The 26,189-nt window shown below is 69.0% G+C and carries 29 protein-coding genes; 15 read left to right on the forward strand and 14 right to left on the reverse strand.

Annotated elements, in window-relative coordinates; genetic code table 11:
• Positions 1 to 28: 28 nt before the first annotated feature.
• The 6 genes from ACWGQ1_RS10850 to ACWGQ1_RS10875 all read right to left on the reverse strand — a co-directional run bounded on the left by ACWGQ1_RS10850 (position 29) and on the right by ACWGQ1_RS10875 (position 7,741).
• On the reverse strand, positions 29 to 2,515 hold the full coding sequence (locus ACWGQ1_RS10850; protein ID WP_136036298.1) for a GH116 family glycosyl-hydrolase: 2,487 nt from the start codon (positions 2,513 to 2,515) through the stop codon (positions 29 to 31).
• Positions 2,512 to 3,297: a hypothetical protein gene (locus tag ACWGQ1_RS10855; RefSeq protein WP_452312950.1), complete on the reverse strand. Its 786-nt coding sequence runs from the start codon at positions 3,295 to 3,297 to the stop codon at positions 2,512 to 2,514. The genes ACWGQ1_RS10850 and ACWGQ1_RS10855 overlap by 4 nt, the downstream gene beginning before the upstream one ends.
• Complete coding sequence (locus tag ACWGQ1_RS10860; protein ID WP_136028683.1) at positions 3,294 to 4,196, reverse strand: carbohydrate ABC transporter permease; 903 nt, start codon at positions 4,194 to 4,196, stop codon at positions 3,294 to 3,296. The genes ACWGQ1_RS10855 and ACWGQ1_RS10860 overlap by 4 nt, the downstream gene beginning before the upstream one ends.
• Entirely contained in the window at positions 4,193 to 5,119 is a 927-nt protein-coding gene (locus ACWGQ1_RS10865; RefSeq protein ID WP_205828199.1) for a carbohydrate ABC transporter permease, read from the reverse strand. The genes ACWGQ1_RS10860 and ACWGQ1_RS10865 overlap by 4 nt, the downstream gene beginning before the upstream one ends.
• Positions 5,112 to 6,434 (reverse strand): ABC transporter substrate-binding protein, encoded by a 1,323-nt coding sequence (locus tag ACWGQ1_RS10870; protein WP_205812626.1) that lies wholly within the window; start codon positions 6,432 to 6,434, stop codon positions 5,112 to 5,114. The genes ACWGQ1_RS10865 and ACWGQ1_RS10870 overlap by 8 nt, the downstream gene beginning before the upstream one ends.
• Positions 6,435 to 6,589: 155 nt before the next feature.
• A complete protein-coding gene (locus ACWGQ1_RS10875) occupies positions 6,590 to 7,741 on the reverse strand; it encodes a DUF4185 domain-containing protein (protein WP_452312951.1) in 1,152 nt (383 codons plus the stop codon).
• Positions 7,742 to 8,088: 347 nt separating this feature from the next.
• Here ACWGQ1_RS10875 and ACWGQ1_RS10880 point away from each other — a divergent pair, with 347 nt between their 5' ends.
• The 9 genes from ACWGQ1_RS10880 to ACWGQ1_RS10920 all read left to right on the forward strand — a co-directional run bounded on the left by ACWGQ1_RS10880 (position 8,089) and on the right by ACWGQ1_RS10920 (position 12,662).
• Positions 8,089 to 8,631 (forward strand): hypothetical protein, encoded by a 543-nt coding sequence (locus tag ACWGQ1_RS10880; protein WP_452312952.1) that lies wholly within the window; start codon positions 8,089 to 8,091, stop codon positions 8,629 to 8,631.
• Entirely contained in the window at positions 8,615 to 9,178 is a 564-nt protein-coding gene (locus ACWGQ1_RS10885; protein ID WP_452312953.1) for a DUF2247 family protein, read from the forward strand. Before ACWGQ1_RS10880 ends, ACWGQ1_RS10885 begins: the two co-directional genes overlap by 17 nt.
• A 55-nt stretch (positions 9,179 to 9,233) precedes the next feature.
• Entirely contained in the window at positions 9,234 to 9,506 is a 273-nt protein-coding gene (locus ACWGQ1_RS10890; RefSeq protein WP_136035970.1) for a hypothetical protein, read from the forward strand.
• A gap of 11 nt (positions 9,507 to 9,517) precedes the next feature.
• A complete protein-coding gene (locus tag ACWGQ1_RS10895; protein ID WP_452312954.1) occupies positions 9,518 to 10,216 on the forward strand; it encodes a hypothetical protein in 699 nt (232 codons plus the stop codon).
• Positions 10,188 to 10,769, forward strand: coding sequence for a hypothetical protein (locus ACWGQ1_RS10900; protein WP_136035968.1), 582 nt, complete (start codon positions 10,188 to 10,190; stop codon positions 10,767 to 10,769). Before ACWGQ1_RS10895 ends, ACWGQ1_RS10900 begins: the two co-directional genes overlap by 29 nt.
• A 121-nt stretch (positions 10,770 to 10,890) precedes the next feature.
• Positions 10,891 to 11,292: a hypothetical protein gene (locus tag ACWGQ1_RS10905; RefSeq protein WP_136035967.1), complete on the forward strand. Its 402-nt coding sequence runs from the start codon at positions 10,891 to 10,893 to the stop codon at positions 11,290 to 11,292.
• Positions 11,277 to 11,792, forward strand: coding sequence for a hypothetical protein (locus tag ACWGQ1_RS10910; protein WP_136035966.1), 516 nt, complete (start codon positions 11,277 to 11,279; stop codon positions 11,790 to 11,792). Before ACWGQ1_RS10905 ends, ACWGQ1_RS10910 begins: the two co-directional genes overlap by 16 nt.
• Before the next feature lie 34 nt (positions 11,793 to 11,826).
• Entirely contained in the window at positions 11,827 to 12,411 is a 585-nt protein-coding gene (locus tag ACWGQ1_RS10915) for a hypothetical protein (RefSeq protein WP_136035965.1), read from the forward strand.
• A gap of 20 nt (positions 12,412 to 12,431) precedes the next feature.
• Positions 12,432 to 12,662, forward strand: coding sequence for a hypothetical protein (locus tag ACWGQ1_RS10920; RefSeq protein WP_136035964.1), 231 nt, complete (start codon positions 12,432 to 12,434; stop codon positions 12,660 to 12,662).
• Positions 12,663 to 12,722: 60 nt separating this feature from the next.
• On the opposite strand, the gene ACWGQ1_RS10925 is transcribed toward ACWGQ1_RS10920, so the two are convergent.
• From ACWGQ1_RS10925 to ACWGQ1_RS10935, 3 genes are read right to left on the reverse strand one after another with little or no spacing between them, the layout of a single operon-like run.
• Positions 12,723 to 14,087 carry a sugar ABC transporter substrate-binding protein gene (locus ACWGQ1_RS10925; RefSeq protein WP_452312955.1) on the reverse strand — a complete coding sequence of 455 codons (1,365 nt, stop codon included), beginning with the start codon at positions 14,085 to 14,087 and terminating at the stop codon, positions 12,723 to 12,725.
• Between the two features lie 29 nt (positions 14,088 to 14,116).
• On the reverse strand, positions 14,117 to 15,070 hold the full coding sequence (locus tag ACWGQ1_RS10930; RefSeq protein WP_136028698.1) for a carbohydrate ABC transporter permease: 954 nt from the start codon (positions 15,068 to 15,070) through the stop codon (positions 14,117 to 14,119).
• Positions 15,070 to 15,990: an ABC transporter permease subunit gene (locus ACWGQ1_RS10935; protein WP_452312956.1), complete on the reverse strand. Its 921-nt coding sequence runs from the start codon at positions 15,988 to 15,990 to the stop codon at positions 15,070 to 15,072. Before ACWGQ1_RS10935 ends, ACWGQ1_RS10930 begins: the two co-directional genes overlap by 1 nt.
• 295 nt (positions 15,991 to 16,285) lie before the next feature.
• On the opposite strand from ACWGQ1_RS10935, the gene ACWGQ1_RS10940 reads away from it, so the two are divergent.
• Genes ACWGQ1_RS10940 through ACWGQ1_RS10955 form a run of 4 tightly spaced genes read left to right on the forward strand, consistent with a single transcriptional unit; the run spans position 16,286 to position 20,138 of the window.
• Complete coding sequence (locus ACWGQ1_RS10940) at positions 16,286 to 17,443, forward strand: PP2C family protein-serine/threonine phosphatase (RefSeq protein WP_136035962.1); 1,158 nt, start codon at positions 16,286 to 16,288, stop codon at positions 17,441 to 17,443.
• Positions 17,440 to 19,404, forward strand: coding sequence for a glycosyltransferase family 2 protein (locus ACWGQ1_RS10945; RefSeq protein ID WP_206252372.1), 1,965 nt, complete (start codon positions 17,440 to 17,442; stop codon positions 19,402 to 19,404). The genes ACWGQ1_RS10940 and ACWGQ1_RS10945 overlap by 4 nt, the downstream gene beginning before the upstream one ends.
• Entirely contained in the window at positions 19,388 to 19,720 is a 333-nt protein-coding gene (locus ACWGQ1_RS10950; RefSeq protein ID WP_025102664.1) for an STAS domain-containing protein, read from the forward strand. The genes ACWGQ1_RS10945 and ACWGQ1_RS10950 overlap by 17 nt, the downstream gene beginning before the upstream one ends.
• A complete protein-coding gene (locus tag ACWGQ1_RS10955) occupies positions 19,710 to 20,138 on the forward strand; it encodes an ATP-binding protein (protein ID WP_136028702.1) in 429 nt (142 codons plus the stop codon). The genes ACWGQ1_RS10950 and ACWGQ1_RS10955 overlap by 11 nt, the downstream gene beginning before the upstream one ends.
• 4 nt (positions 20,139 to 20,142) lie before the next feature.
• Here ACWGQ1_RS10955 and ACWGQ1_RS10960 read toward each other — a convergent pair whose 3' ends face one another.
• The 5 genes from ACWGQ1_RS10960 to dnaK form a co-directional block, all read right to left on the reverse strand.
• Positions 20,143 to 20,583: a DoxX family membrane protein gene (locus ACWGQ1_RS10960; protein ID WP_452312957.1), complete on the reverse strand. Its 441-nt coding sequence runs from the start codon at positions 20,581 to 20,583 to the stop codon at positions 20,143 to 20,145.
• A 111-nt stretch (positions 20,584 to 20,694) separates the two neighbouring features.
• Positions 20,695 to 21,108, reverse strand: coding sequence for a heat shock protein transcriptional repressor HspR (locus tag ACWGQ1_RS10965; protein WP_136028704.1), 414 nt, complete (start codon positions 21,106 to 21,108; stop codon positions 20,695 to 20,697).
• Positions 21,109 to 21,142: 34 nt separating this feature from the next.
• Positions 21,143 to 22,126 (reverse strand): DnaJ C-terminal domain-containing protein, encoded by a 984-nt coding sequence (locus ACWGQ1_RS10970; protein ID WP_136044710.1) that lies wholly within the window; start codon positions 22,124 to 22,126, stop codon positions 21,143 to 21,145.
• A 7-nt stretch (positions 22,127 to 22,133) separates the two neighbouring features.
• Complete coding sequence (locus ACWGQ1_RS10975; protein WP_136028706.1) at positions 22,134 to 22,790, reverse strand: nucleotide exchange factor GrpE; 657 nt, start codon at positions 22,788 to 22,790, stop codon at positions 22,134 to 22,136.
• A gap of 2 nt (positions 22,791 to 22,792) precedes the next feature.
• The gene (dnaK, locus tag ACWGQ1_RS10980; RefSeq protein WP_136028707.1) at positions 22,793 to 24,658 is read right to left on the reverse strand and encodes a molecular chaperone DnaK; all 1,866 of its coding nucleotides are present in this window, start codon (positions 24,656 to 24,658) and stop codon (positions 22,793 to 22,795) included.
• Positions 24,659 to 24,837: 179 nt separating this feature from the next.
• Between dnaK and ACWGQ1_RS10985 the strand changes: the two genes are divergently transcribed.
• Entirely contained in the window at positions 24,838 to 25,431 is a 594-nt protein-coding gene (locus tag ACWGQ1_RS10985; protein WP_206252365.1) for an HAD family hydrolase, read from the forward strand.
• A gap of 73 nt (positions 25,432 to 25,504) precedes the next feature.
• Positions 25,505 to 26,017, forward strand: coding sequence for an RNA polymerase sigma factor (locus tag ACWGQ1_RS10990; protein ID WP_168387175.1), 513 nt, complete (start codon positions 25,505 to 25,507; stop codon positions 26,015 to 26,017).
• Positions 26,018 to 26,189 lie beyond the last annotated feature (172 nt).

Below are 26,189 nucleotides of genomic sequence, written 5' to 3' on the forward strand. Positions count from 1 at the left end.
CGCTTCCCGCGGGCGCTCTTCGGTGCGTTCACTCCGCGCGCACCACGGTGAACGGGCAGTCGCCCTCCACCACGTCGACCTCCACCTGCTCCCCCACGGTGACGGTGCCGTAGCCCGCCGCGCTCACCCACGGCCAGCGGCCCTCGGCGCCGACGTGCAGCTCGCCCGCCGCCTCGTCCACGCGCACGCCGGAGCGCGCCTGCAGCAGCGTCCACCCCGCCATGGCCCTGGCGTAGTGATCGCCGCACTCGATCTCGTTGTAGGGGTTGCGGCGGCGGCCGTCGTGCCGGTCCCACAGTCCTTCGAGCACCGCGCGACCCTCCTCCTCCAGCCCCTCGAAGAAGCAGTGCGCCGCGACCTGCCACTCGATGCCCGTCCACACCTCGTCGGCGTAGCGCGTGGGCACCTCGGGTCGTCCGCCCTCGGGCCACGTGCACATCAGCAGCCCGACGTCGTCGGCCGTGTCGGCATAGACGCGGTACGGGTGCGCGAAGTCCGCGAAGCCGTGCCGCAGATTCGAGGCGACCACGTGCCGGAGGGCGCTGCGCACGTGCTCGGGCGGCAGGATCGGCCCGAGCCCGAGCTGATGCGCCCACCACTGCCCGATCACCTGATCGGACAGCACACCCGTGCGCCACTGGAAGTCCTCCGGGTCGCCCTCGTCGAGCACCTGGATGTAGTGGGTGCCGTCGAACAGCAGCTCGTCGTACCCCGCCGAGCCGGAGCGGAACCTCTCGGCCGCCTCCGCCGCGGCCTCGGTGTCGCCCACCCGCCGCGCGAGCTCCTCGTACGCCCGCAGCGCCGCGAGCCACAGCGTGCCCATGAACGGGTTGACCCCGGCGAGGTCGATGTCGTGCGTGCTGGGCTGGATGCCGCGCAGCACGCCATCACCGTCCGCGTCCCACTTCTCGCGGATGTGCGTGTACAACCGCACGAGCTGCGGCCAGCGGCGTTCGAGCCACTCCGATCCCGCCCCGCGCTGCACGTCGCGCAGCGACTTGAGGATCGTGGCGAGCATGCCGTCGAGCGCGGGCTCCTCCGGTCCGCCGATGAACTCGTCCGTCATCTGGTGCAGATACGTGGGCACGCGCAAGCGGTGCGGGATCGACCCGTCGGCCGCCTGCATCACGTCGAACTCGGTCTCGCGCATGTTCCGCTCCAGGCTCGGCCACAGCCCGGCGAGCGCGGCCTCGTACTGCCACACGTGCGTGCAGTTGAGCGGGCAGGAGCCGCCGAAGACGCCCGACCACATCCAGGTCGAGTCGCCGAGCGAGCCCTCGTAGCCGTAGAACCGGCCGTCGGCGCCGATGAAGCACGTGGGGCTGCGCACGTACGCGGCCTGGGCGGCCAGGTGCTCGACCTCCTGCGCGTCGAGGCTCGACCCTGCGAGGGTGCCGGTCCACTCGAGCGTGCGCTCGACGAGCTCGTCCCACCGGCGCTCGACCGTGGCCTGCACGTCGAGCGCGTCGAGGTAGCGCCGGCCGTACGCGTTGCCGAGGTAGAAGGTGGACGCTCCCCACTCCGGGTGCGGCGCCCCGAACTGCTCGATGTCGACGAACCGGTTGGGCAGGTGCCATGACATCGAGAAACGGATCGTGCGCGAGGCGCCGGGGGCGAGGGCGAAGGGCACGCCGACCACCCCGAGCCACGACCGTCCTCGCGGGCTGGGGCCGGACCCGCCCTGCGGGGCGTTGAGCTGCGGGTCGCCGATGGTGGGGGCGAGCGCGAGCCGGGAGCGTCCGTCGTTCCCGCCGCGGGAGCGGAGGAACGCGTCGAGGTGCTCCAGACCGCTGCACCGCGTGAGCACGGCCGCGGTCTCGTCGTCGGCGGCGAGCACGAGCTGCCCGGCCAGGCGGTCGCTCTCGTCCAGGCTCGGGTTGTCCATGACCACGCGCGACCAGCCCCTGCCGCGGCGCAGGCGGTTGACGTTGCCGCCCAGCCCCGGGGTGCTGTCGGCGATGGGCGTGATGCCGTCCCACCCGATCGCGTTGAGCAGCGACCCCGCAAGCGTGCCGTGCACCCCGATCGGGCCCGTGTTGGTGAGCGTGAACTCGAACATCCCGGTCGGGATCGAGCTGAGCTCGACGTCGCGCGGGGCCATCGGGTTGAGCACGCGCATGCGCACCTCGACCGGATGGCGCGGATCGGTCAGCTCGACCTCGGCCACCGGGTAGGTGCCCCGGAACGCGGCGCTCTCGAAGGTGCTGAAGCTCTCGGCCGCCGCGGTCATCCACTCGGGCACGAAGCCGTCGGTCGTGAGCGATGCCTGCGGATCCGGGACCGGGGTGCCCTGCACCATCGAGATGACGTTGAGCGGCGGCTCGACCTGCGTGACCCGCAGCCAGAAGCCCGTGCCGGGGAGAGCGCCCAGGTGGTTCGGCATGCCCTGCAGCTGCCACTGGCGCAGCGACCCGTCGGCGTTCACCGCGAAGCCGCCGGTGCCGATGCCACCCACGGGCATCGCGAGCGCGGGGGCCTCGGTGTGCGGACGGGACGGGGACAGGCGGTCGGTCATGATTCTCCTCGTGCGGGTCGACGGCCGGGGACGAGCGGCGGCAGCGCCACTCCGGATGCCGCGGCGACCGGCCAGGCCGCGGCGACGGACAGCAGCACGAGCAGCGGTGCGGCGAGCAGCAGCAGCCCACCGAACCAGGTGAGCCCGAGCCACGCGACCGCGGCCGACGCGGCGAGCGCGGCCAGCGGTCCGAGCGGGCGACGCACCGCCGCGACGGCGCAGACGACCGCGACCGTGCGCAGCCCCACGTCGTCGCGGAGGGCGGCGACGGGCACCGCGACCACCGCGACGAGGGCGACCGCGGCGGACAGCAGCAGCGCCGCGAACCCGAGCACGGTGAACAGGGGCACCGCGGCGGAGGCGGCGATCGCGCTCGTGACCTGCGACCACGCCAGCAGCACCGCGGGCGCACCGGCACCGACCGCGACCGCGAGCACGCGGCGGCGGAGGCGCACGGCCGCGTGGTCGAAGACCCGGTCGTGCAGCGCGCCGAGGGCCCACGCGGCCGGAACCGCGCACGCGGCGACCACGAGCAGCGGCACCAGCGGCGACGCCGGCCCGAGCAGCGCCGCCCCGAACGCCCAGGCCGCGAGCGCCGCGGCTCCGGTCACCCCGAGCGGCGCGAGGGCCCGCCACGCCGCGGCCGGAAGGCGCAGCAGCACCGGGTCGACCGCAGCGGGAGCGGAACCGGCGGCACGCGCGGCCGCCGTCGCGCCGGCAACGCCCGCGGAGCCCGCAGCACCAGACCCCGCCGTGCGAGTACGCGCGTGCACCCTGCTCATCCCTTCAGCCCCGTCGATGCGACGCTCTCCACGATCTGCCGCTGGAACGCCAGGAACACCACGAGCAGCGGCACCACGACCATGGTGATGGCGGCGAACACGATCACCGCGGGTGCGGCGCCGAAGCCGTTCTGCAGCGTGACGAGCCCGAGGGGCAGGGTCATGTTCTCCGGGCTGGACAGGAAGATGAGCGGCCCGAAGTACCCGTTCCACGAGGCCTCGAACCCGAGGATCGCGAGGGCCGCGACCGCGGGGGCCGAGAGCGGGATGAGCATCCGGAACAGGATCCACAGGTGTCCGGCACCGTCGAGCCGCGCGGCCTCGTCGAGCTCGCGCGGGATCGTCTTGAAGTACTGCGACAGGAAGAAGATCTGGAACACGTTGATCAGCGCGGGCAGCCACAGCGACGCGAGGGTGTCGACGAGTCCGAGCTGCCGCATCATGATGAAGATCGGGATGATGACGAGCTGTCCCGGCACCATGAGCGCCGACAGCATCACGACCAGCAGCACGCGGCTGCCGCGGAAGTCGATGCGCGCGAACGCGTAGGCGGCGAGCACCGAGAAGAACAGCGCTCCGACGGTGGAGATGAGCGCGAGCGCGAGCGAGTTGCCGAACTGCTGGAAGAACGGCATGTACTCGAACACGTCGGCGAAGTTCTGCGTGGTGAACGGGATCGGCAGCCAGCGCGGCGGGTCGGCGAACGCGAACTCCGGCTCGGTGAAGCTCTGCACGATCAGCCAGAACAGCGGCGACAGCATCAGGATGCCGAACACCACGAGCACCACGTCGACGATCACGCCGCCGACGGTGGGGCGGTGACGGCGGCGGCGGCGCTGTCGTTCGACGCGGGTGAGCACGTCGGTCCGCGGCTCCACGGTGGGGGGAAGAACGGTCATGATTCGTGCACCCACTTCCGTCGGCCGAGGAACTGCAGCACGGTGACGCCCATGATGATGACGAACACGAGCAGGGCGACCGCGGCCGCGTATCCCATGTCGAAGGCCTGGAAGCCCTTCTCGTAGAGGTACATGATGATCGTCGTGGTGGAGTTCTGCGGTCCGCCCTTGGTGATGATCTGGATCGGGTCGAAGATCTGGAACGCACCGATGAAGGTGATGATCGTGGCGAAGAACATGGTGGGCGACATGAGCGGCAGCGTCACGTTCCAGAAGATCTGCCACGAGGTCGCGCCGTCGGTGCGGGCGGCCTCGACGAGCTCGGTGGGCACGGTCTGGAGCCCGGCGAGCATGATGATGAACGTGAAGCCGACCGTGTGCCACAGGTCGATGAAGATGATCGCGGGCATGGCCCAGGCGGGGTCGGCGAAGAAGTTGGGCAGCTCGATGCCGAACGTCGCCGCGTACTGCGCCACGTAGCCGAACGTCGGGTCGAGCACGTACTTCCACAGCAGGGCGACCGCGGCCCAGGAGATCAGGAACGGGAAGAAGATCGCGACGCGGGCGAAGTAGCCGAGCACGCGGCTCGCGACCCGGTTGACCGCGAGGGCGAGCAGCAGCCCGAACACCAGGTGGGTGACGATCGAGGCGAACGCGAACACGAACGTGTTCAGCAGCACCTGCGGCAGGATCGGGTCGGAGAACAGGCGCACGAAGTTATCGGCGCCGACGAACTCCGGGGTGGTCAGCATGTCCCACTTCAGGAACGCCAGGGCGATCGCGAACACGAACGGCCCGGCGACGAAGACGAGGAACAGCAGCAGCGCGGGACTGACGAACATCCAGCCCGCGGTCGCGGTGCGACGCCGCAGGAGCTCTGCTCCCGGGCGCCGCACCGTGGGGGCGGCGGCGATGCTACTCACCGACCAGCTGCTCCAGCTCCGCCTGCGCCGCGTCGAGGGTCTTCTGCGCCTCGCCCTGACCGGCGATGATCGTGCCCCACGCCTCCTCGATGACCTTCTGCGCCTCGGCGCCCTGGTCGATCGAGGGGATCGGGGTGGCGAAGTCCATCGCCTCGCTCAGCCGGATGGTGCCCTCGGGGGCGTTGTCGGTGAAGGCGGGCGAGTTCGCGACCGACTCCCGCGCCGGCACGATGGTGCCGCCGATCTCGGCGAAGTAGCTGCCGGCCTCCTCCGACATGAGGAACTTGATGAAGGTCCACGCGGCCTGCTTGTTGTCGCTGTTCTTGGCGATGTTCCAGGCGTCCCAGCCGACCGGCGAGCCGTTGCCGGTCTTGGTGGGCCAGTTCACGACCACGGTCTTGTCGACCATGTCGAGCTCGCGCACACCGAGCACGGGCCAGCGTCCGCCGCTGAGGATCGCGAGCTTGCCCTGCTTGAACGCGGTGTTGCCGTCGAACTGGCCGCCGGGCTTCGGGGCCAGGCCCATCTCGACGAGGCTGCGGGCGAACTCGGCCGACTCGACCGCCTCCGGGGAGTTGTAGGTGGGCTCGCTCCAGTCGGCGTTGAACGTGCTGCCGCCGTTGGTGGTGAGCCACGGCATCACGTCGACGAAGTAGCCGGAGCCGGCGCCGACGAGGTAGGCGCCGGTCTTCTCCTTGATCTGCTTCCCGGCCGCGACGAACTCGTCCCACGTCCAGTTGCCGTCTTCGGGGATGGCGACTCCGGCCTTCTCGAACACGTCCTTGTTGAGGTACATGGCCATGGTGTTGAACCCGCCGGGGATGAACACGGTCTCGCCGTCGGGGCCCGCCGCGAACTCCTCGTTGAACTTCTGCAGGTTGGGGCTGATGTCGTCCCAGTAGTCGTCGACGACGTCTTGGTCCTGCTCGATGTAGGGCGCGAGGTCGGCGAGGATGCCCTTCGAGGCGAACAGCCGCTGCCCCTCGGTGGCGACCTGGATGATGTCGATCTTCTGTCCGCCGGCGAGACGCGTCGCGACCGTGGTGGAGAACGTGGCCCAGTTGCCGCTGGGGATGCCGACGGCCTTGAGCTTGATGTCGGGGTACTGCTTGTTGAACTCGGCGAACAGCGCGTTGAACGCCTTCTGCTGGTCGGCGTCTCCCATGTAGACGAAGTTGAGCTCGCCGCTGTCCGGCTCCCCCTCGGCTCCGGCGCCTCCGCCCCCGCCGCCGCCCCCGGAGCATCCGCTGAGGGCGATGCCCGCCACCACCACGGATGCTGCGACCTTCCACATGCGACTGCGTGTCTTGCGCATTGGTCCTCCTCAGGACGTCACTCGTCTTCGAGTCATGCTGTGTCCCGGCTGCCGCCGGGTGGGGGTGCCGACCAGCTCGCGTCGATCCACTCTGATCGGGTATGCGCCAGGTTAGGCGAAATCGATTTCATGCGCAATAGTCGGCGACGGGCTGCTCATCCGTCGGCGCGGTCGAGGTCAGCGGCGAACCAGAACACGTTGTACGGATCCCAGAGCGAGAGCGTGAAGTAGATGCGCCGACCGTCGTCCGAGACGTACCGCGGGTCGAGGTAGGGGCCGTAGAGCCCCGGGTACTCGTCGCCGGGCACGAGCTCGATCGGCTCGCCCCAGGGGCCCCACGGGGTGATGCCCTCGCGGATGTAGGCGTTGCCGGCGTCGGAGTAGGTCATGATCCAGCGCTCCAGGTACGTCGACCACATCACCGACAGCTCGCCGATCGTGCCCTCGACCACGACCTGCGCGTCGTCCAGGTCGTCCGACCACACCGGTTCGTCGCCGTCGAGGCCCGCGAAGTAGGAGTAGGAGCCCTGGTCCTCCACAGCCTCCTCGGTGGCCGGCACCCGCATCAGCCGCACCTCCCCGAACCGCCCGGAGGGGATCGCCCACAGGTAGATCCAGTCCTCGCCGTCGGCGGTGACAGGGGCCGTCGCGAACTGCACGAAGCCGGAGTCCCCTGGCCACTCGATGCCCTCGACGGGAGCCCAGGTCTGCCCGTCATCCCCCGAGACGACGAGGGCGGAGCGGTTCGCATCCCACGCGCCGGGGTCACCCCAGTAGCTCACCGACATGTAGGAGACGTAGATCGTGTCGCCGATCGCGAAGCCCGCGGTGGGGATCTTGGTGACCTCGCCGGAGCCGTCGTTGGGGTCGTGGTCGCCCTCGATCAGCGGGGCCGCGAGCCCGATCCCGTCGGCCACCCAGCCGTCGAAGAAGATGCCGTCGGTCGGGTCGTCGTCGGTCGTCCAGGCGGCCACGTTGGAGCGCCACTGCCCGCCCTGACCGCCGGTCGTGCCCGGTGCGCGCTCGCCGAACGTGTCACCGAAGAAGAACCAGGTGCGGTCGCCCACGGTGGTCATCGAGCCCAGATCGGTGCCCGCCACGCCGACCGCCTCGGTGTCGTTGATGCCCGCCGGTCCGGTCAGCTGCGCGACCTCGGTGAGCCCGGAGATCCCCGTCAGCACGAACGGCTTGTCGGGGTCGGGATCGAGCTCCACGGGCGCCCCTCCCCCGGCGCACGCGGCGAGGCTCACCGCCAGGGCGGCGGCGGCGAGCAGGGCGGTCGAGCGACGGGCACGGGTGCGGGACATGCGGCTCCTCGGCGAGCGACAGGGGGCGTGGAGGCCGACGATACCGAAATCGATTTCAGTGCACCAGGGCTTCTGTTCGGGGATGGATCGCATGGAGCATGGTGGACGGCTTCGCGGTCGTCGAAGGCTCCGTCAGCCCCGGAAGGGACATGACATAATCTCCCCGTCCGGGTTCGCCGATCCTGGATCCGAGCTTTGCCTCAGTCCGAACCTGGCCGCCGACGACGACGTGGCGGCGTCCTCACCCGAAGGGCTATGCATTCGATGATCAGACACGGGCAGGCGGTCGCGGCCTTCTCAGCGCACGTGGCACCGCACTCACGTCCCGTCACACCGATCGCTTCCGCGTGATCACGCTCGGTGAGCTGCTTTCCGCGGAGACTGCAGGGGCCGCCGAGCACGAGAGCCCGCACGTTCGCGATGAGGATGCGTTTCTCGAAGCCCAGGTCAACGCCGTGCTCTTCGACGCCATCACCGCCACTCTGGGCATCCTGTGCGATCTGCGGACCGCTCTACAGCTCGACGAAACGAACACGGGGCTTCTCGTTCTGAGAGGCGTGGGTCTGCTGGAGTGGTCCGGTGTCACCGACCGTCACAGGACGTCGTGGAAAGTGGTGGGCTCTTCGGCCCGGTCACTCGACGCGGGACTGGAACTTCATCTCGCATTGACTCCGGGGGCAGATCTTCGGGTCCGTGGGAGGAGCGCTGTCTTCCACTCGCTCGACGTGGCGGCGCTCGGAGAGATTCCCGACTTCGGCTCGCATACGGATCAGGAGGTGCGCAGCATGTCCCCGCGGTGGGACTCCGCGGCCCGCGTCGTCCGTACGACGCCGCTGGCGCCCTGTTGGCCCTGGGGTTGTTTCGAGTGCTGGCATGACCGCAGAGATTGATTGGAGTGCCATGAGCGAGGACCTCCTCAGCATCGATCTGGATGGCGATGACATCACACGCCGGTCACGGATGACGCTGCCCGAATTGGATCTCGGCTTGCGCAGGGGGTGGGTCGGCCCTTCCGAGGGGATACGGGTCGTGGATCAGGCGATTCGCGAAGGTCAGCGGATGCGACCCGAGGTTTTCGAGTTGACAGCGGCCGACGAGTGGAACTTCGCGGAGAAGGTGAGCCGACTCGTCCCCACGCCCACGGAGGAAAGCGACCGAAGTGCCCTGGGTATCTGGACCTACCTTTTCATGGCGTGGCTCTACCACAATCGAGACAGATTCGCCGACGTGCTCGGCATCGTCGAACTTCTGGCTGCAGACCTGGAGTTTCCGCCCGAGATCTCCGGAATGGTGAGGTGGATGCCGCCACCGGAAGGAGAGGAAGTGGGGATCGATGCTCTGATGCGCCACTGGGAACGGTATGTGGCGTCACGCCGCGAGGTGTATTCCGCACCGGAGCGGATGTTGGATGCTCCCCATCGGACCTTTCCCGCATGAGCGGATTCATGCCACAGTGTCGGAAGAAACTCCACCATCGACAGGAGCGGTGAGAATGCCCGACATCAGTGTCGATACCGTCGTTCCGAATCTGCTGGTCGGGGTGCTGGTGATCGTGTTGGGCATTGTGGTGATTCGTCACCGCACCCGTCTCAACGGGTTCATGTTCTCCGCGCAGAAGTCGATGCTCGGCGAGCGGTATGCGCGGGCGTCGGCGGGTCGGCAGACGCCGTGGATGATGGGCACGGTCGGGGTCGGCATCACCTGTATCGGACTGGCGATGACGGCAGCCGGAGTTGCCGGGGCGATCCAGAACATCCTCCTGTGACACGTCGACGGATGTACGGAGCACAGGGATTCGGCGAGCGCGGCTTCCTGTCTTTCCTTCACGACAACGCGCGCCCTTCCGGTGACGTCGATCGTGAGCTTCTCCGGGCACCGATTCCGGACCTCAGTATCGATCACCTTCCCGAACGGATCGACCCCAACGCGGATGGTCTCTTTCACCTGGCAGCGATCGTCTGGGATGTCGATGAACGTCTGGCGCTGTCGATGTTCCGTGAGGCCGCGAGCGCCGGGTCGTGGGATGCCCTCGCTGCTCTCGGCGAGGGCGAGAACTGGCTGGGTGATCACGACCAGGCGGTGGTGCACCTTCGAGCCGCACTCGATCTTCGCCCGGACGGTCACGCACGGCTGGAGGGTCTACTCGGGGAGAGCCTGGTCCTCACTACGGAACCCGGCGATCCACGAGAGATCGAGCGCCTCCTCACGGCGGGCCTCCAGGAGTCTCCGGAGTTCGCGCTTCCGTTGGCGCGGCTCCTGCTGAGTGAGGGGCTGGTCGAGGAGGGGCGGGCATGGACGGAGTGGGCCGGCGAGGCCGAGGTATACGGAGCGGCGCTCCTCCTCGGCAACCTCCTGAGCGAAACGCCGGACAGCACCGACGCGGCCGAAGCGGCGTACTGGCTCGGGATCGCCACCGGTGACGCGCACAGCGGCCCACAATCTCGCGGTGCTGTTGCAGCAGCGGGGCAACGATGAACGCTCCAGAGAACTCCATCGACTCGCCCGTTCGATGGGCGACCGTCGCCCTTGGACTGACGGGCGGGCCGTCATGATGATCGCGTCGTTCTCGTCCGCGCCCGCGGAGGCGGCTGATGCACAGAGCGCATCGACCGGAGCACGGATCGGGGCACTTCTGTGGGGAGCAACGGCGACCGGACTGTTCGTGCTACTGGGGCACGAGAGCAGCATGTGGTGGATCGGGCTTCCCGTCTACGCATTCGTCGCCGCCGCGCTCGTGCGTTCCGCCTGGCTCGGCGTCTGGGTCTCGCCTGGAGCGGTGAAGGTGGTCTCCTGGTTCCGTACGCAGCGCTTCAGGGCCGGCGAGGTGTCGGCTGTGGAGCTGGTCCCCTACTTCGGCATGGGCGGTGCCTCCGTCGGATGGCTGCCTGTCGTCGGGTCCGTCCGGATGATCGAGGTCGAGATGACGAGCGGTCGGCGCGTGTGGCTACCCTCGACCATCGGCAGGCGGAACGGCGTCCTCCGGCTCGCGAGGACGATGCGCGCGGCGCTGGGCCTGAGTATCCATTGACCTCAGCGGTGTGCCGGCGACGAACACCCCGGCGCGGGAAGGAATGCGTGCTTCTCCCTCCCGGAAGCCCGCAGGCCGTTGCCACTGGTTGACCGACCTCACGGTCGGGAATGATGGGGTCGTGGAGACAATCACCCTCGACGACGTCGACGAGCCCGTCCTCGACCTTCATGCGGCGCGCGTCAACGCCGGCGTCTTCGAGGTGGCGGGCTGCGCGGATCTTCAGGGCGGACGACTTCTCTACGAAGCGAGGAAGACCGGCGGACGCAAATTCCCCTCGTTTCGGAGGGCGAGCTGGGAGCGATTTCCCTTCACCGTGACGATCACCGGCGCCAGCCACTTCCACGTCCACGATCCGGAGGGACTCGGCACGATCGTGCTGGACCGCGTGACGCAGCATCCGGGCTCCGTCATCCTGCGCGGTGTGATTCCGGGCGAGATTCACATCGCGAAGACGGAATCCTCGGCGCCGGTGCTCACCATCGATCGAATGATCAGGCCGGACGAATGTCCGCACTCCTGACGGTTGCCTTCCTGACAATGAGTGCGCTTCTGGTGACCTCCGCTACCGTCGTCGCCGTTCATCGTGAACGCGTGGGGCGCAATGTGAAAGCCGCGGGCATGACGGGGCGGCTCACACTGCCTGCATCCACCGTCGGTCTGGGCGTGAGCCTGATTCAGTTCCTCGTGGCGATCGGTTGCTTCGTTCTCGCCGTCTCTCTGCCTCGACGGCTGGGCGATGGCCGAGGTGAGGCATCACTCGTGCGTCTCGGGGAGATAGGGCCGCCGTGGGGTGAGGTACTGACCGTCGGCGTGGTCGCCGTCGGTCTCGCCACCTGCATCACTGGTGCACTCCTGTTGAGCCGATGCTGGTCGCACCGTGCGACGTGGCACACCGATCGCGGCCTGTCAGGGCTTCCGCATCTCGACCGCCGCCTGCTCTACGGCGGGAGTGGCCTTCTCCTGGTCGGCGTGGTGGTCTTCGTGGGCGGCGTGCTCTTTCTCTTCTCGGCCATCACATGACCGACTGCCTCGCCGTCGTGAAAGGAAGGGAACCATGCTGACCCTCGACTACCGGATACATCGGGACGCGAGCGCAGACGACGTGGCGTGGGATCGGATCGACGACGTGTCGCTGGGCTACTGGCGTTTCCTCGGTGACATCGTGCTCATGACGGACGACGCAGACCACAGCATGCGGTGGGGCTGGTTGCCGATACTCGGCTTCGCGCTCCAGATGACGAACGCGGCCCACGTGATCCAGCGCGGTGAACCGCACACGCTGGAGATCCTCGGATCGGAGCGGTGCCTCCACTTCGCCCCGCGAGGCACTCGGATCGAGATCGTCGCCGACGACAGCGAACGGCCGGCCTTCGTCTCGGCACAGGAACTGGTCGAGGCATCGGATCAGATGCTCTCTCGACTACGCGCGGAAGTGGAGGGACGGCACCCGGGCCTCCTCACCAACCGCCGCTACCGCGACCTGCTCTCGTTCGACCCGGAGTATCCGACGCGAGCGACAGAGGCGAACCACCGCGCCGCCGGCGGAGATGATGGCGTGCGTGGAGAATCACCCTCGACGAGGTCTCAGACCTGGCCCTCGGCAGGGACGGTGACATCGACCGATGGAAAGGCGATCTAGGTGAAAGGACTCACCGTCGAATGATCCTCGGCGTTGTTATCGGGCTCGTGATCGTGACGGTCGGAGTCGCACTTCTTCTCGCCAGGCACGCGTTCTTGCGGTTCGCCCTGCGGTGGTTCCGACGGTTCTACGGTCAGCCCGTGGCCGACACGTTCGAGCATCGCGGAGAGAAGGGGATCCTCGTCGGCGGCGCCGGATTCATCGTGTTCGGGATCGTGCAGATCGTCGTCACCGTTGTCGGGCACTCCTAGCGATCACCATCACAACCGTGGGTGGGGGCGAAGCCGCCCCCACCCACGCCCCTCCGGGGTTCAGCCCGCCGTGGCGTTCTCGTAGGCGCGCATCGCGGCGTCCTGCGCATCCTTCAACGCGTCCTCGGGCGACTTGTCGCCGAGCAGCGCCGCGGTGATGGCGTTGTTCAGCTCGTTCTGGATCTCCTGCCCCGCGGGCGACGAGCCGAACGACTTCCCGTAGTCGACCACGTCGTAGTACGTGGAGATCACCTGGTCGAAGCCGGCGTTGCCGCTCTCGGTCACGAACTTCTCGCGGATGGCCTGGTCGGCCGAGGGCGAGCCGGTGAACAGCCCGGTGTTGATGCCGCCCTCCTCCTCGATGGTCTTCGCCCGCGCGTCGCCCGCCGCCATCCACGCGTCGTCCGAGGTGAGGTTCACCATCCACGCGCACGCTGCCGCGGGATTCTTCGCCCCGACGGGGATCACGAACGCCGTGCCGGACGCGACCGAGAACGGCTCCCCGTCGCTATTGAGGAACGGCACCGCCTCCAACTGGATCTGGTCGGCGTAGGGGCTGAGCACGTTGGGATACCACTGGGCGTTCACCTGCGAGCCGACCTGCTTCGCCACGAACTGGTTCTGGTCGCCGAACGCGTCGAACGAGTCAGTGAAGCTCTTCACCGCCGCGAAGCCGCCCTGCGCGTCGGTGATCTGCTTGAGCATCTCGATGCCCGCGACGTTGCTCGGGTCGTCCAGGGTGGGAGCGCCGTCGGCGTCGTTGAGCTGACCGCCCATGCCGAGGATCCACAGCCCCGCCTGTCCGGTGGCGACCGGGTCGAAGCCGAGCCGCGACGGCACGCCGCCCGACTCCTGGTACATCTTCGCGATCGCGCCGAGCAGCACGTCGGGCTGCGAGGTGTCGATCTCCTCCGCGGTCACCCCGGCCTCGTCGAGCACGGCCTTGTTCAGCAGGATCGCCGGCGGCTGGTAGAACTGCGGCACGGCCCACACCGCATCCTCGTAGGTCACGTCGTCCACCACGAACGGGTACCAGTGGTCGCGCGGCGTCACGTCCTGCGCGGCGAAGCACTCGTCGAGCGGCATGATGAGGTCTTGCGCGGCGTAGGTCGTGACGTAGCGGCGGTCCATCTGCACCACGTCGGGCACGTCACCGCTCGCGATGCGGGTGGTGAACTTCTGCGCGTCGAAGGCCGTCGCGTCGAGGTCGACCTTCACGTCGCTCAACTGCTCTGCCGCATAGTCCATGCGCGAGGTGCCGACGTCGTCGGCGTTCTCGAACCCCCACGCCTTCAGCGTGCCGCTCGGCTCCGCACCGAAGTCGGCGTCGGCGGCCTGGTCTCCCCCTCCTCCCCCGCCGCAGCCGGCGAGGACGAGGACGGATGCGGCGGTGACCGCGGTGATTCCCCACATGCGTGTGCGCATGACTGCTCCTTTCGATCGGTGGTGCGTTGTCAGCCCTTGCGCCCCTGGGTGGCGACGCCCTCGATGAAGGAGCGCTGCCCGAAGGCGAAGAGGATGAGCATCGGCAGCGTCACCAGCAGCGACGCGACCATGACGTACTGGTAGTCGCCGTGGCCTCCCGCCGTGGGGCTGTACTTGGTCATGGCGTAGGCGATGCCGAGCGGGGCGGTGAACTGGTCGACCGACCCGGCGTTGAGGTAGATGAGCGCGGCCTGCAGGTTGTTCCAGCTGGCCTGGAACTCGAACAGGAACACGATCACGAACGACGGGATCGACAGCGGCATCGCGATCCGCCAGAACAGCCCCCACGCGCTCGCCCCGTCGAGCCGCGCCGCCTCGAACAGCTCCCGCGGCAGCCCGAGGAAGAACTGCCGCTGCAGGAAGATGTAGAACGCCGACCCGAACAGGTTCATACCCCACAGCGGCACCCACGTGCCCAGCAGCCCGGTCTCCTTCCAGATCAGGTAGATCGGGATCATGGTCACCGCGCCGGGCAGCATCATGGTCGCGAGCACGAGGCCGAACAGCAGGCCGCGGCCGGGGAAGCGGAAGTACGCGAAGCCGAACGCCACGATCGAGCTGGAGATCGCCACGGTCCCCGCGGCCAGCAGGGCGATGGCGATGCTGTTGCCCATCCAGCTCAGCAGCGGCAGCTGGTTCCACACCTCGACGTAGTTCTCCGGCACGAACGTCTTCGGGATGAGGGCGTTGTCGAACACCTCGCCGCGCGGCTTGAGGCTCGCCGCGATCAGCCACACGAACGGGTAGAGGAACAGCAGCCCGAACAGCACGAGGATCACGTTCAGCACGATCCGGCCGGCGAGGCTCTTCGGCTGGTGGAGCCGGCGGCGCCAGCGCCCGCGCGTGGGGACCGTGGTGGTGAACGTTCCGGGGCTCTTCTCCCGCTCGACCTCGACGGGTTCCGGGCGCAGTGTCTGCGACATCAGCGGTCTCCCTCGTAGTAGACGAAGCGGTTGCCGACCTTCACCTGGATCAGGGTGATCAGCATGATGATCACGAACAGCAGCCACGCCATCGCCGCCGCGAATCCGAAGTTGAACTGCCGGAACGCCTGCTGGAACAGGTAGATGGCGTAGAACAGCGACGCCTCCGGCGAGGAGTTGCTCTGGTCGCGCCAGAACAGCAGGTACGCCTGGTCGAAGATCTGGAACGCGGCGATCGACAGCACGATCACGTTGAAGAACATCGCCCCGGAGATCATCGGCAGGGTGATCGAGAAGAACTTGCGGACGGGCCCCGCGCCGTCGAGCGACGCCACCTCGTACAGCTCGACGGGCACGTTCTTCAGCGCCGCGAGGAAGATCACCATCGTCCCAGCGACCGTCCACAGCGTCATCATCACGATGCTCGGCTTCACCCACGCCGGGTCGACGAGCCACTGCGGCCCCTCGATGCCGAACAGCCGGAGGAACTGGTTCACCGCGCCGGAGTTGCCGTTGAGCAGCAGGAAGAACACCGCCGCCGTCGCGACCGCCGGGGTCATCTTCGGCAGGTAGTACAGCACCCGGAAGACCCCGGCGCCCCGGCCGACGCGGTTGAGCAGCATCGCCAGCACCAGCGCGAACACGATCTCCAGCGGCACGGCCATCACCACGTAGAAGAGGGTGTTCGCGAGCGAGACCCCCACCCGCGGGTCGTCGAACAGGTTGGCGTAGTTGTCGATGCCGATCGGGCGGGCGGTGTTCGTGGCCAGGTTGTAGCTGCTGAACGAGATGTAGAGGCTGTAGATCATCGCGCCGGCCGTGAACACCAGGAACCCGATGATCCAGGGCGAGATGAACAGGTACCCCGCGAGGGCCTCGCGGCGGTTGTAGCGATCGCGCGTGCGTGGCGTCCGTGCCATCCACCCGCTCCTTCCCTGCGATGATCCGGCGTACGGGGGCACGCCGGAGAGACCGTGGTGCCCGGGCTGCCGGGCACGCGCGATGCCGGATCGGGGCCGCCCGTGCTGCGCGACGGGGGGAGGCGCAGTCGGCGGTCCGAGCCTTGAATCGGACAGTAGGACCGGAGAAGCGTTTCGCCACGGGGCTTGCGCAGAACCGTTTCCTGTGGTTCACCTGGACGCGCCTTCGACGGCCGCACCACGCCGCCGATATTCCGCCTAGGATGACCGGAAGTGACCGTAGGAGGGGCGGGCGATGTTCGACGAGCGACGGCGCCAGGCAGCGCTCGAGGAACTGGGGATCCTTGACACACCACCGGACGAGCGAGTGGACCGGGTGGCGCGACTGGCGAAAGAAATGTTCGGGGTACCGATGGTCAGCGTCTCGCTGATCGACCGGGACAGGCAATGGCGCAAGGCGCAGATCGGCCTCGGGGGGAACGAGGCCCCGCGCGAGGACTCGTTCTGCGACTACACCGTGTCGCAGGACCGGACGGTGGTGGTGGAAGACGCGAGCGCCACCGACCTGTTCGCCGAGAACCCGTTCGTCACGGGCGACCCGCACCTGCGGTTCTACGCCGGGCACCCGCTGCACGCCCCGGGCGGAGAGCCCATCGGCACCCTGTGCGTGCTCGACACCGAGCCGCACGTGCTCACCGACTCGCAGCAGGATCTGCTCCGCGACCTCGCGTTCTGGGTGCAGACCGAGCTCGCGCAGGACGCCGACATCGACCACGCCGCGGTCGTGCAGCAGGCGTTGCGGCCCCGCGTGCTCCCCGAGGTCGAGGGCTACACGATCGCGGCCGGCGCGGCCCCGCGCGGCATGCTCGCCGGCGACTACTTCGACTTCTCGCGGCACGGCGACGCCCTGCGCGTGACCCTTGCCGACGCGATGGGCAAGGGCACCGGGCCCGCGCTCGTGGCGGCCACGGTGCGCGCGTCGTTGCGCACGGCCCCGGAGCGTCCGCTCACCACGGCCGTCGCCGACGTCGACCGGCTCCTGGAGGACGACCTCGCCGACACCTCGATGTTCGTGACAGCGGTGGTCGCCGAGCTGCAGCCCTCGACCGGTGAGCTGCAGGTGATCGATGCGGGGCACAGTCTCGCGTTCGTGATCCGCGCCGACCGCTCCTGGACCCCGCTGCGCTCCACCAATCTGCCGCTGGGCATGGGCATGGGCGTCGCCGACCCGCGGGAGCCGATCACGACGACGCTGGAGGAGGGCGACACCTTCATCTGCTGCAGCGACGGCCTGCTCGACGTGCTCGACGAGGACGACCCCTTCGCACACGTCGACCGCGTGCTCGCCGCACTCGGCCCCGACGGCGCGGTGCAGGAGGCGCTGCGGCTGGCGAACTCGGACGAGCGCGCCACCGACGACATCACCGTCGTGGTGGTGCGGAGGGACTCGTGACCGCCCGGTTCGCGACCATCCGCATCCTCGCGCTGCTGTCGGTGCTGCTCGGCGTCAACTACGTCGCCTGGCGCTGGCTGGAGTCGGTGAACTGGTCGGCGTGGTGGATCGCCGTGCCGCTCGTGATCGCCGAGACCTACAGCCTCATCGACACGTTCCTGTTCTGCCTGACGATGTGGCGCGCCAAGGAGCGCCCGGCCCCGGTGTCGCCGCCGCAGGGCACGGTCGACGTGTTCATCACCACGTACGACGAGCCGATCGAGCTCGTCATGACCACCGCGCGGGCCGCGAAGCGCATCGCCTACCCGCACACGACGTGGATCCTCGACGACGGGGCGCGCCCCGAGCTCGAAGCCGAGGCCCGCGCCGCCGGTGTCGCCTACCTCACCCGCTCGGAGGACTGGACGGGAAAGCCCCGGCACGCCAAGGCCGGCAACCTCAACAGCGCCCTGTTCCAGACCGACGGCGAGTTCCTGCTCATCCTCGACGCCGACCAGGTGCCCGACCCGCTGATCCTGCACCGCACGCTCGGCTACTTCGCCGACGACCCCGAGGTTGCGCTCGTGCAGACGCCGCAGTGGTTCGTGAACGTCGACGAGGCCGACCCGCTCGGCAGTCAGGCGCCGCTGTTCTACGGCCCCATCCAGCAGGGCAAGGACGGCTGGAACGCCGCGTTCTTCTGCGGCTCCAACGCCGTGCTGCGACGTGAGGCGCTCATGCAGCTCGGCATCGTCGGCTACGTGCGCGAGGTGACGGAGTCGGCCGCGAAGGCGCTCAAGACCTCCGAGACCCTGATCGCGAAGGAGGCGGAGGCCGCGACCGACCCCGCCCTGGCGACCGAGCTCGGGGCGCTGCGCATCGCGATCTCGCGCGGCCGGAAAGACCTCGCCGCCGGGGAATCGGTCGCCGAGGTGGCGGCACGCGTCGGCGACGCCGTCGACAACGCCTCCCGCATCCTGGTCGCGCACGACCTGGACGGCATCCGCGCCGACCTGGCCGAGATCGGCGCGCTGCCGATGCAGCACGACGCCGAGCTCGGACTCGTCGTGGTCGACGAGGCCGGGCTCGACGCCCTGGCGGCGTCGGACCTGTCGCCCATCACCGCGGTGGAGGCCGTGCGCGGACTGCTTGACACGCTGCGGCTCGACCGCGGCGACGAGGCGCAGCCGATCCTCCCGCTCGCCACGATCTCGGTCACGGAAGACATGGCGACCGCGATGCAGCTGCACGCCCTCGGCTGGCGCAGCGTCTACCACCACGAGATCCTGGCCCACGGGCTCGCCCCGGAAGACCTGCGCACCATGCTCACGCAGCGCCTGCGGTGGGCACAGGGCACGTTGCAGGTGATGCTGCGCGACAACCCGCTCGCCAAGCGCGGCCTCTCGGTCGGGCAGCGGCTGATGTACTTCGCCACGATGTGGAGCTACCTGTCGGGCTTCGCGGCGATCGTCTACCTCGCCGCGCCCGTGATCTACCTGGTGTTCGGGGTGCTCCCGGTGACCGCGTGGTCGGTGGACTTCTTCGCGCGGTTCCTGCCGTACTTCCTCATCAACCAGGCGCTGTTCCTCGTGGTCGCGAAGGGCGTGAAGACCTGGCGCGGCCAGCAGTATTCGCTCGCCCTGTTCCCGGTGTGGATCCGTGCCTGCTGGACGGCCTTCGCGAACGTCGTGCTCGGCCGGCCGCTGTCGTTCGCCGTCACCCGCAAGGACGGCCGTGACCCGCGCGGCGTGCCGTGGGGCGAGATCTGGCCGCAGCTCACCGCCATGATCGTGCTCGCCGTCGCGCTCGTGATCGGGGTGGTGCGGGTGTTCCTCGGCACGGCCGACGGCACGGGCACCCTCGTCAACACCGCCTGGGTGCTGTACGACCTCGTCGTGCTCAGCGTCATCATCCAGGCCGCCCGGTACCGCGGTCCCGCCGCGGCCATCCTCGAGAAGGAGTCGAATGAACGTCAGCACTGATACCAGGGACGGCTACGCCGTCGTCGCCATCACGGGGCGCCTCACCGCGTCTGGCGCACCCCTGCTGCGCAACGCCGTGAGCGACCTCGTCGCCGCGGGGCAGCCGCGCATCGCGATCGACCTCAGCGGCACCGAGTTCGTCGACTCCTCGGGCCTCGGCGCCCTCGTCGGCGGGCTCAAGAGCGCCCGCGTGGCCGGGGGCGACCTGCGGATCGCGGCCGTGCCGGAGGCCGTGCGCACGGTGCTCCACCTGACCAACCTGGATCGCGTGCTGCGCGACTACCCGACGCCGGAATCGGCGTTCGATGGCCGCTGAGGTCCGGGCGTTCCACGTCGACGGGCCCGCCGGGCTCGCCCTGGTCGACAGCGCGCTCGACGCGCTCGACCGGCTCTGGGCCGATGGTCCGGAGATCCCCGCCGAGGACCAGGTGCTGTTCGCGCTGGCCGTCAGCGAAGTGACCACCAACATCGCGCAGCACAACGAGCGCACCGACGTGGTGTTCAGCGTCGACGTGCGTGTCTCGGCGGACGAGCTGCGCGCCTACATCCGCGACACCGCGCCGCCCGCCCCGATCGACTGGGACACCGTGTCCATGCCGGGCGAGGACAGCGAGAGCGGGCGCGGCCTGGCACTGTCGCAGGCCGCGCTCGACGAGTTCCGGCACGTGCCGGGCGACGCCGGAAACACGTGGGTGCTGGTGCGGCGGGTCGGCGTCGACCGGGGCGAGGGCTGAGCGGTCAGGCGAGCCAGGCGGGAGCTCGGCCCCGCAGCACGGCTCCGTCGATCGAGAAGCGCCCGGCACCGGTGAGCGCGAAGGCCAGAGCGGCCGCGCCCAGCACGGCCACGAACTCGTAGCCGCCCTCGCCCACCCAGAGACCGGCAGGCAGGTGCACGAGCACGAGCGCGACCAGCATGTCGATCGCGAGCACCACGCCGACCGGGCGGGTGAACAGCCCGAGCATCAGCAGGATGCCGCCGATCAGCTCGACGAAGGCGACCACGGGCGCGGCGATCTCCGCGAACGGCACACCCATGCCGGCGAAGCTGCCGATGGTTCCGGGGATCGTGTACTCGAAGATCTTCTGGGCGCCGTGGGCGGCGAAGATCGCACCGGTGACGACCCGGAGGATCAGGAGTCCCAGCGAGGGGGCGGGGCGGTGGGCAGTGGTGTTCGTCATGAGGAGTTCTTCCGTCGTGGCAGGACACCCGCGCGCGGCGCGGACCAGGGGGTTCCCTGCCTCCACGCTAGGAAGAGCGGCTTTCCATCCCCTGAACGTGTCGGGCGCAGGTCACGCCGAGCCGCGCGGGTGCCACAGCACCAGCTCGGTCGAGCGACGCAGCCGTCGTCCACCGGGCATCGGGACCACGCCGGACGAGCCGGCCGCGAACACCCGCACGCCCGGGCGGTTCTCCCGCTCGGCGCGCAGCGCGGCCTCGAGCGCGACGACGCGCCCGCGCAGCATCCGGTTCTCGTCCTCCAGGTCGAGGAGCTTGGCGATCGCGGGCAGGCTCATCCCCTCGGAGGAGAGCTGCGCGACCTCCCGCAGCTGCTCGATGTTCCGCGACGAATACCGCCGGGAGCCGCCCGGCGTGCGGCCGGGCACCACGAGCCCGATGCGGTCGTACTGGCGGAGGGTCTGCGGGTGCAGGCCCGACAGCTCGGCGGCCGCGGCGATCGCGAAGACGGGGGTGTCGGCGTCCATCACGCACTCCACCCCCGTCCCTCGGCGTTCGCACTCATCGGCGGGCCTTCGCCATCAACTCCGCCCGCGGGTTCTCCTGCGGCTCCAGCTGCTGGAACTTCTCCAGCGCCTCGCGCGCGGCGTCGTCGAGGTGCGTCGGCACCGCGACCTGGAGCTCGGCGAGCAGGTCGCCCGTGCCCTTGGAGGTCGCGACACCGCGGCCCTTGACGCGCAGCACGCGCCCGGACGGAGTGCCAGGGGCGACGCGCAGCTTGACCACGTCACCGCCAAGCGTCGGCACCTCGATGGTGGCACCGAGCGTGGCCTCGGTGAATGTGACCGGCACGACCACGCGGAGGTTGAGGCCGTCGCGCGTGAACACGGGGTGCGGTCGCACCGTGATCTGCACCACGATGTCACCGCTCTCTCCGCCGTCCGGCGACGGACGACCCCGGCCGCGCAGCCGGATCTTCTGCCCGTCGGCGACGCCCGCGGGGATCTTCACCTTGAACGGCTTGCCGTCCTCGCCCTGCAGCGTGATGGTCTCACCCTGCACGGCGGTGGTGAAGTCGAGCGTGGTGCGGGCGGTCACGTCGGCGCCGCGCTGCGGTCCGCCGAAGCCGCGGAACCCGCCGCTCGGCTGACCGAACCGGCCGCCGCCGAAGCCGCTGCCCTGCCCCTGGTTGAACATCGCGAAGATGTCCTCGAAGTCGGCGCTCTGGCCTCGCCCCTGCTGTCCGAACCGGCTGAAGACGTCTTCGAACCCGCCCGCCCCGGAACCGCTGGCCGTGAAGCGGGCGCCCGAGCCCATGGCGCGGATCTCGTCGTACTCCTTGCGCTGCTCGGGGTCGGAGAGCACCGAGTAGGCCTCGCTGATCTCCTTGAACTTGGCCTCGGCCTTCGCATCGCCCTGATTGGAGTCGGGGTGATACTTGCGCGCGAGCTTGCGGTACGTCTTCTTGAGGTCAGCGTCGCTGACGTCCTTCGAGACCCCGAGGGTCTTGTAGAAGTCCTTGTCGAACCAATCCTGGCTGGCCATCGATCACCTACTCCGCAGGGACGGCGACGACGACCTTCGCGGGACGCAGCTCGACGTCGCCCAGGCGGTACCCCACCTCGACGACCTCGAGCACCGTGGCCTTCTCGACGCCGGGGGTCGGCTGCTGGAAGATGGCCTCGTGGCGCTGCGGGTCGAATTCCTCGCCCTTGTCGCCGTAGGCCACGACTCCGAGACGCTCCACCACGGCGCGCACCTTGTCGGCGATCACGGCGAAGGGGGTGCCCTCCACCAGGTCGCCGTGCTGTTCGGCGCGGCCCAGGTCGTCGAGCACGGGGATGAGGCCCTTGGCGGCCTCGCCCTTGGCGCGCTCGATCTCGATCTGGCGCTGTTCCTCGGTGCGGCGGCGGTAGTTGGCGTACTCGGCCTGCAGGCGCTTGAGGTCGTTCAGCAGCGTCGACTCGAGGTCGGCGAGCACGGCGTCTTCCGCCGCGGCCTCGCCGGTCTGCGTCGCGCCCAGGATGTCGTCCACCGTCAGGTCGTCGGGGGCGCCGTCGACCGGCGTCTCGTCCGACCCTTCGGCGGCCTGCGCCTCGCGGGAGTCCGGGTTCTGCGGCGCGGGGCCGGACGCCTGAGCGTCCGACCCCTCGCTGCGACCTTCGGCGGACTCAGGATTCTGGTTCTCGTCGAAGTTCTTGTCGGTCATGGTTACTTCTTCTCGTCCTCGTCGTCGACGACCTCGGCGTCGATGACGTCTTCCTCGGAGGAGGGGGCGTCACCGGCCGGGGCCTCGCCGTCAGCCGAAGCGCCGGCGGCGGCATCCGCCTGCGAGGAGGCGTAGATCGCCTCGCCGAGCTTGGACTGCGACTGGTTGAGCTTCTCGAACGCGGTCTTCACGGCCTCGTCGTCGTCGCCGGCCAGGGCCGTCTTGAGGGCATCGACATCGCCCTTGACCTCGGTCTTGACGTCGTCGGGGAGCTTGTCCTCGTTCTCGGAGATCAGCTTCTCGATGGAGTACGCCAGGGTCTCGGCCTGGTTGCGGGTCTCGGCGGCCTCACGGCGTGCCTTGTCCTCGGCGGCGTGCTCCTCGGCCTCGCGCACCATGCGCTCGATGTCTTCCTTCGACAGCGACGAGCCGCCGGAGATGACGATCGACTTCTCGGTGCCGGTGCCCTTGTCCTTCGCGGACACGTGCACGATGCCGTTGGCGTCGATGTCGAACGTGACCTCGATCTGCGGGATGCCGCGGGGCGCCGGGGCGATGCCGGTCAGCTCGAACGTGCCGAGCGGCTTGTTGTCGCGCGTGAAGTCGCGCTCGCCCTGGAAGACCTGGATCGCGACGGACGGCTGGTTGTCGTCGGCCGTGGTGAAGGTCTCGCTGCGCTTGGTCGGGATGGCCGTGTTGCGCTCGATGAGCTTGGTCATCATGCCGCCCTTGGTCTCGATGCCGAGGGAGAGCGGGGTCACGTCGATGAGCAGGACGTCCTTGCGCTCGCCCTTCAGCACACCGGCCTGCAGAGCCGCACCGACGGCCACGACCTCGTCGGGGTTCACGCCCTTGTTGGCCTCCTTGCCGGTCTCGCGCTTGACGAGCTCGGCGACGGCGGGCATGCGGGTCGATCCACCCACGAGCACGATGTGGTCGATGTCGGACACCTTGATGCCGGCCTCGCGGATCACGTCCTCGAACGGCTTCTTGGTGCGGTCGAGCAGGTCCTTCGTGAGGTCCTCGAACTTCGCGCGGGTGATGGTCTCGCTCAGCGACACCGGGCCGGACTCGGTCAGCGACAGGTACGGCAGGTTGATGCTGGTCGAGGTGGAGCTGGAGAGCTCCTTCTTGGCCTGCTCCGCGGCCTCCTTGAGGCGCTGCAGCGCGATCTTGTCGCCCGAGACGTCGACGCCCGTGGTCTCCTTGAACTGCTTGATCAGGTAGTCGACGAGGCGCTGGTCCCAGTCGTCTCCACCGAGGCGGTTGTCACCGGCGGTGGCGCGCACCTGGATCGTGGAGAAGTCGTCGTCCTTGCCCACCTCGAGGAGGGAGACGTCGAACGTTCCGCCACCGAGGTCGAAGACGAGGATGAGCTCGTCTTCCTTGCCCTTGTCGAGGCCGTAGGCGAGGGCCGCCGCGGTCGGCTCGTTGATGATGCGGAGCACGTTGAGGCCCGCGATCTCACCGGCCTCCTTGGTGGCCTGGCGCTCGGCGTCGTTGAAGTACGCGGGGACGGTGATGACCGCGTCGGTCACGGTGTCGCCCAGGTACGACTCGGCGTCGCGCTTGAGCTTCTGGAGGATGCGCGCGGAGATCTCCTGCGGCGTCCACTTCTTGCCGTCGACCTCGAAGGTCCAGTCCGTGCCCATGTGGCGCTTGACCGAGGCGATGGTCCGGTCGACGTTGGTGACGGCCTGGCGCTTCGCGGTCTCGCCGACGAGCACCTCCCCGTCCTTGGTGAAGGCCACGACCGAGGGGGTCGTGCGGAAGCCTTCGGCATTGGCGATGACCTTGGGCTCGCCGCCCTCGAGGACGCTGACGACGGAGTTGGTGGTTCCGAGGTCGATACCGACAGCACGTGCCATGTGTTCTCTCCTTTGTTGGGAAGTCTGTTGTGGTTCGGAAAACCTGCGGCGATCAGGGAAACCTGAGTCGCGATGGCTCAAGTGTACTCCGGCCGCACGACCGTGTCAAACAAACTTGATATGGCTCGGCTCAACTTTGTATCGCCGGGGTCGACGGAGTGTCCGTGCAGGATGGACGGATGATCCGTGCCGTGCTCTTCGACCTCGACGGCGTCATCCGCCACTTCGACCACGACCCCGGGTTGGAGGCTCGGTACGCCCTCCCGGACGGCACGATCGCCCGCACCGCCTTCGCCGCACCGCTGATCGATTCGGTGACCACGGGTCGCCTCACCCGGGAGGAGTGGATCACCCGGGTCGGCGAGATGATCGGCTCCGCGCCCGCAGCACGGGAGTGGGGTCGCACGCCGTTCGCCGCGGACCTCGACATGCTCGCACTCGTGGACGGGCTGCGGTCCCGTGGCGTGACCTGCGCCATCCTCACGAACGGCACCGACACCATCACCGCAGAACTCCGCGACAGCGGCATCGGGAAGCACTTCGACCGGGTGTTCAACTCCGCGGAGATCGGGCACGCCAAGCCCGACATCCGGGCGTTCCGACACGTGGCGGCGGTCCTCTCCGTCCCGCCGGAGGAGATCCTCTTCATCGACGACTCGCCGAGCAAGCTCCGTGGTGCGCAGGACCTCGGCATGAGCACGCACGCCTTCACCAGCGTCGCCGCCGTCCGCACTGCGCTCACCGATGCCGGCCTCCCCGTGTCCCGCGCGTAGCCTCACCCCGTCAGCATCCGCGGGATTACGGCGAGCACGCGACACGTTGTCCCCAGTGACCGGAAGGACAACCATGCGCGCACCCGCGGTCGACGCCGCCGAGGCCAGGGCCGGGCTCACCGCCCTGTTGGCCTCCGACCCCGGTCGACTCCGGCGTCGGAGCATCTCACTGGGCGCCCCGGTGGGCGACGCCGACGACGTGGCGCAGGACATCGCCTCGCGCGCGTGGCAGTCGGTCCCCGGCGTGCGTTCGGCCGCACCGGGATCGCTCTGCGCGTGGCTCGACGCCGTGGCCCGCAGCGTGGTGATCGACAGCGCCCGCCGCTGCCACCGCACCCCGCTGCACGACGACATCGACACGGTCGCGATCGAAGCGCCGCAGCGCGTGGAGGACGAGGTCGCCGCGAAGGAGCAGCTGTGCGAGGTGCGAGCGGCCATCGCCCGCCTCCCCCGCAGCCTGCGCGAACCGCTGCTGCTGCGCGTGGAGCACGAGCTGAGCGCCGCCGAGATCGCGGAACGCCTCGGCATCACGGTGCTTGCGGTACGCCAGCGCCTCACGCGTGCCCGGCACCTGCTCTCAGCCTGACTCGGGCGACCCGCTCGGCCGACCCTCCCCTCTCCGAGAGACGGGAGGGGGATCGCCGGTGCGGGGGGGAGGAACGGGAGACCAAACGCAACCAGGGAGAAAGGGGCGAAAAAGGTGGTAAGCGTGGTGGGGTCGACAGGGGGGTTGTTTTGTCACACGACAATGGCCGCGG

The sequence above is a fragment of the Microbacterium sp. NPDC055599 genome, assembly GCF_053618975.1.

Bases quoted from the DNA above. Each gene is read 5' to 3' on its own strand.
- ACWGQ1_RS10850 (WP_136036298.1), bottom strand. From the start codon at position 2,515: ATGACCGACCGCCTGTCCCCGTCCCGTCCGCACACCGAGGCCCCCGCG.
- ACWGQ1_RS10855 (WP_452312950.1), bottom strand. From the start codon at position 3,297: ATGAGCAGGGTGCACGCGCGTACTCGCACGGCGGGGTCTGGTGCTGCG.
- ACWGQ1_RS10860 (WP_136028683.1), bottom strand. From the start codon at position 4,196: ATGACCGTTCTTCCCCCCACCGTGGAGCCGCGGACCGACGTGCTCACC.
- ACWGQ1_RS10870 (WP_205812626.1), bottom strand. From the start codon at position 6,434: ATGCGCAAGACACGCAGTCGCATGTGGAAGGTCGCAGCATCCGTGGTG.
- ACWGQ1_RS10875 (WP_452312951.1), bottom strand. From the start codon at position 7,741: ATGTCCCGCACCCGTGCCCGTCGCTCGACCGCCCTGCTCGCCGCCGCC.
- ACWGQ1_RS10885 (WP_452312953.1), top strand. From the start codon at position 8,615: ATGACCGCAGAGATTGATTGGAGTGCCATGAGCGAGGACCTCCTCAGC.
- ACWGQ1_RS10890 (WP_136035970.1), top strand. From the start codon at position 9,234: ATGCCCGACATCAGTGTCGATACCGTCGTTCCGAATCTGCTGGTCGGG.
- ACWGQ1_RS10895 (WP_452312954.1), top strand. From the start codon at position 9,518: ATGTACGGAGCACAGGGATTCGGCGAGCGCGGCTTCCTGTCTTTCCTT.
- ACWGQ1_RS10910 (WP_136035966.1), top strand. From the start codon at position 11,277: ATGTCCGCACTCCTGACGGTTGCCTTCCTGACAATGAGTGCGCTTCTG.
- ACWGQ1_RS10915 (WP_136035965.1), top strand. From the start codon at position 11,827: ATGCTGACCCTCGACTACCGGATACATCGGGACGCGAGCGCAGACGAC.
- ACWGQ1_RS10920 (WP_136035964.1), top strand. From the start codon at position 12,432: ATGATCCTCGGCGTTGTTATCGGGCTCGTGATCGTGACGGTCGGAGTC.
- ACWGQ1_RS10925 (WP_452312955.1), bottom strand. From the start codon at position 14,087: ATGCGCACACGCATGTGGGGAATCACCGCGGTCACCGCCGCATCCGTC.
- ACWGQ1_RS10930 (WP_136028698.1), bottom strand. From the start codon at position 15,070: ATGTCGCAGACACTGCGCCCGGAACCCGTCGAGGTCGAGCGGGAGAAG.
- ACWGQ1_RS10935 (WP_452312956.1), bottom strand. From the start codon at position 15,990: ATGGCACGGACGCCACGCACGCGCGATCGCTACAACCGCCGCGAGGCC.
- ACWGQ1_RS10940 (WP_136035962.1), top strand. From the start codon at position 16,286: ATGTTCGACGAGCGACGGCGCCAGGCAGCGCTCGAGGAACTGGGGATC.
- ACWGQ1_RS10950 (WP_025102664.1), top strand. From the start codon at position 19,388: ATGAACGTCAGCACTGATACCAGGGACGGCTACGCCGTCGTCGCCATC.
- ACWGQ1_RS10955 (WP_136028702.1), top strand. From the start codon at position 19,710: ATGGCCGCTGAGGTCCGGGCGTTCCACGTCGACGGGCCCGCCGGGCTC.
- ACWGQ1_RS10960 (WP_452312957.1), bottom strand. From the start codon at position 20,583: ATGACGAACACCACTGCCCACCGCCCCGCCCCCTCGCTGGGACTCCTG.
- ACWGQ1_RS10965 (WP_136028704.1), bottom strand. From the start codon at position 21,108: ATGGACGCCGACACCCCCGTCTTCGCGATCGCCGCGGCCGCCGAGCTG.
- ACWGQ1_RS10970 (WP_136044710.1), bottom strand. From the start codon at position 22,126: ATGGCCAGCCAGGATTGGTTCGACAAGGACTTCTACAAGACCCTCGGG.
- ACWGQ1_RS10975 (WP_136028706.1), bottom strand. From the start codon at position 22,790: ATGACCGACAAGAACTTCGACGAGAACCAGAATCCTGAGTCCGCCGAA.
- dnaK (WP_136028707.1), bottom strand. From the start codon at position 24,658: ATGGCACGTGCTGTCGGTATCGACCTCGGAACCACCAACTCCGTCGTC.
- ACWGQ1_RS10985 (WP_206252365.1), top strand. From the start codon at position 24,838: ATGATCCGTGCCGTGCTCTTCGACCTCGACGGCGTCATCCGCCACTTC.
- ACWGQ1_RS10990 (WP_168387175.1), top strand. From the start codon at position 25,505: ATGCGCGCACCCGCGGTCGACGCCGCCGAGGCCAGGGCCGGGCTCACC.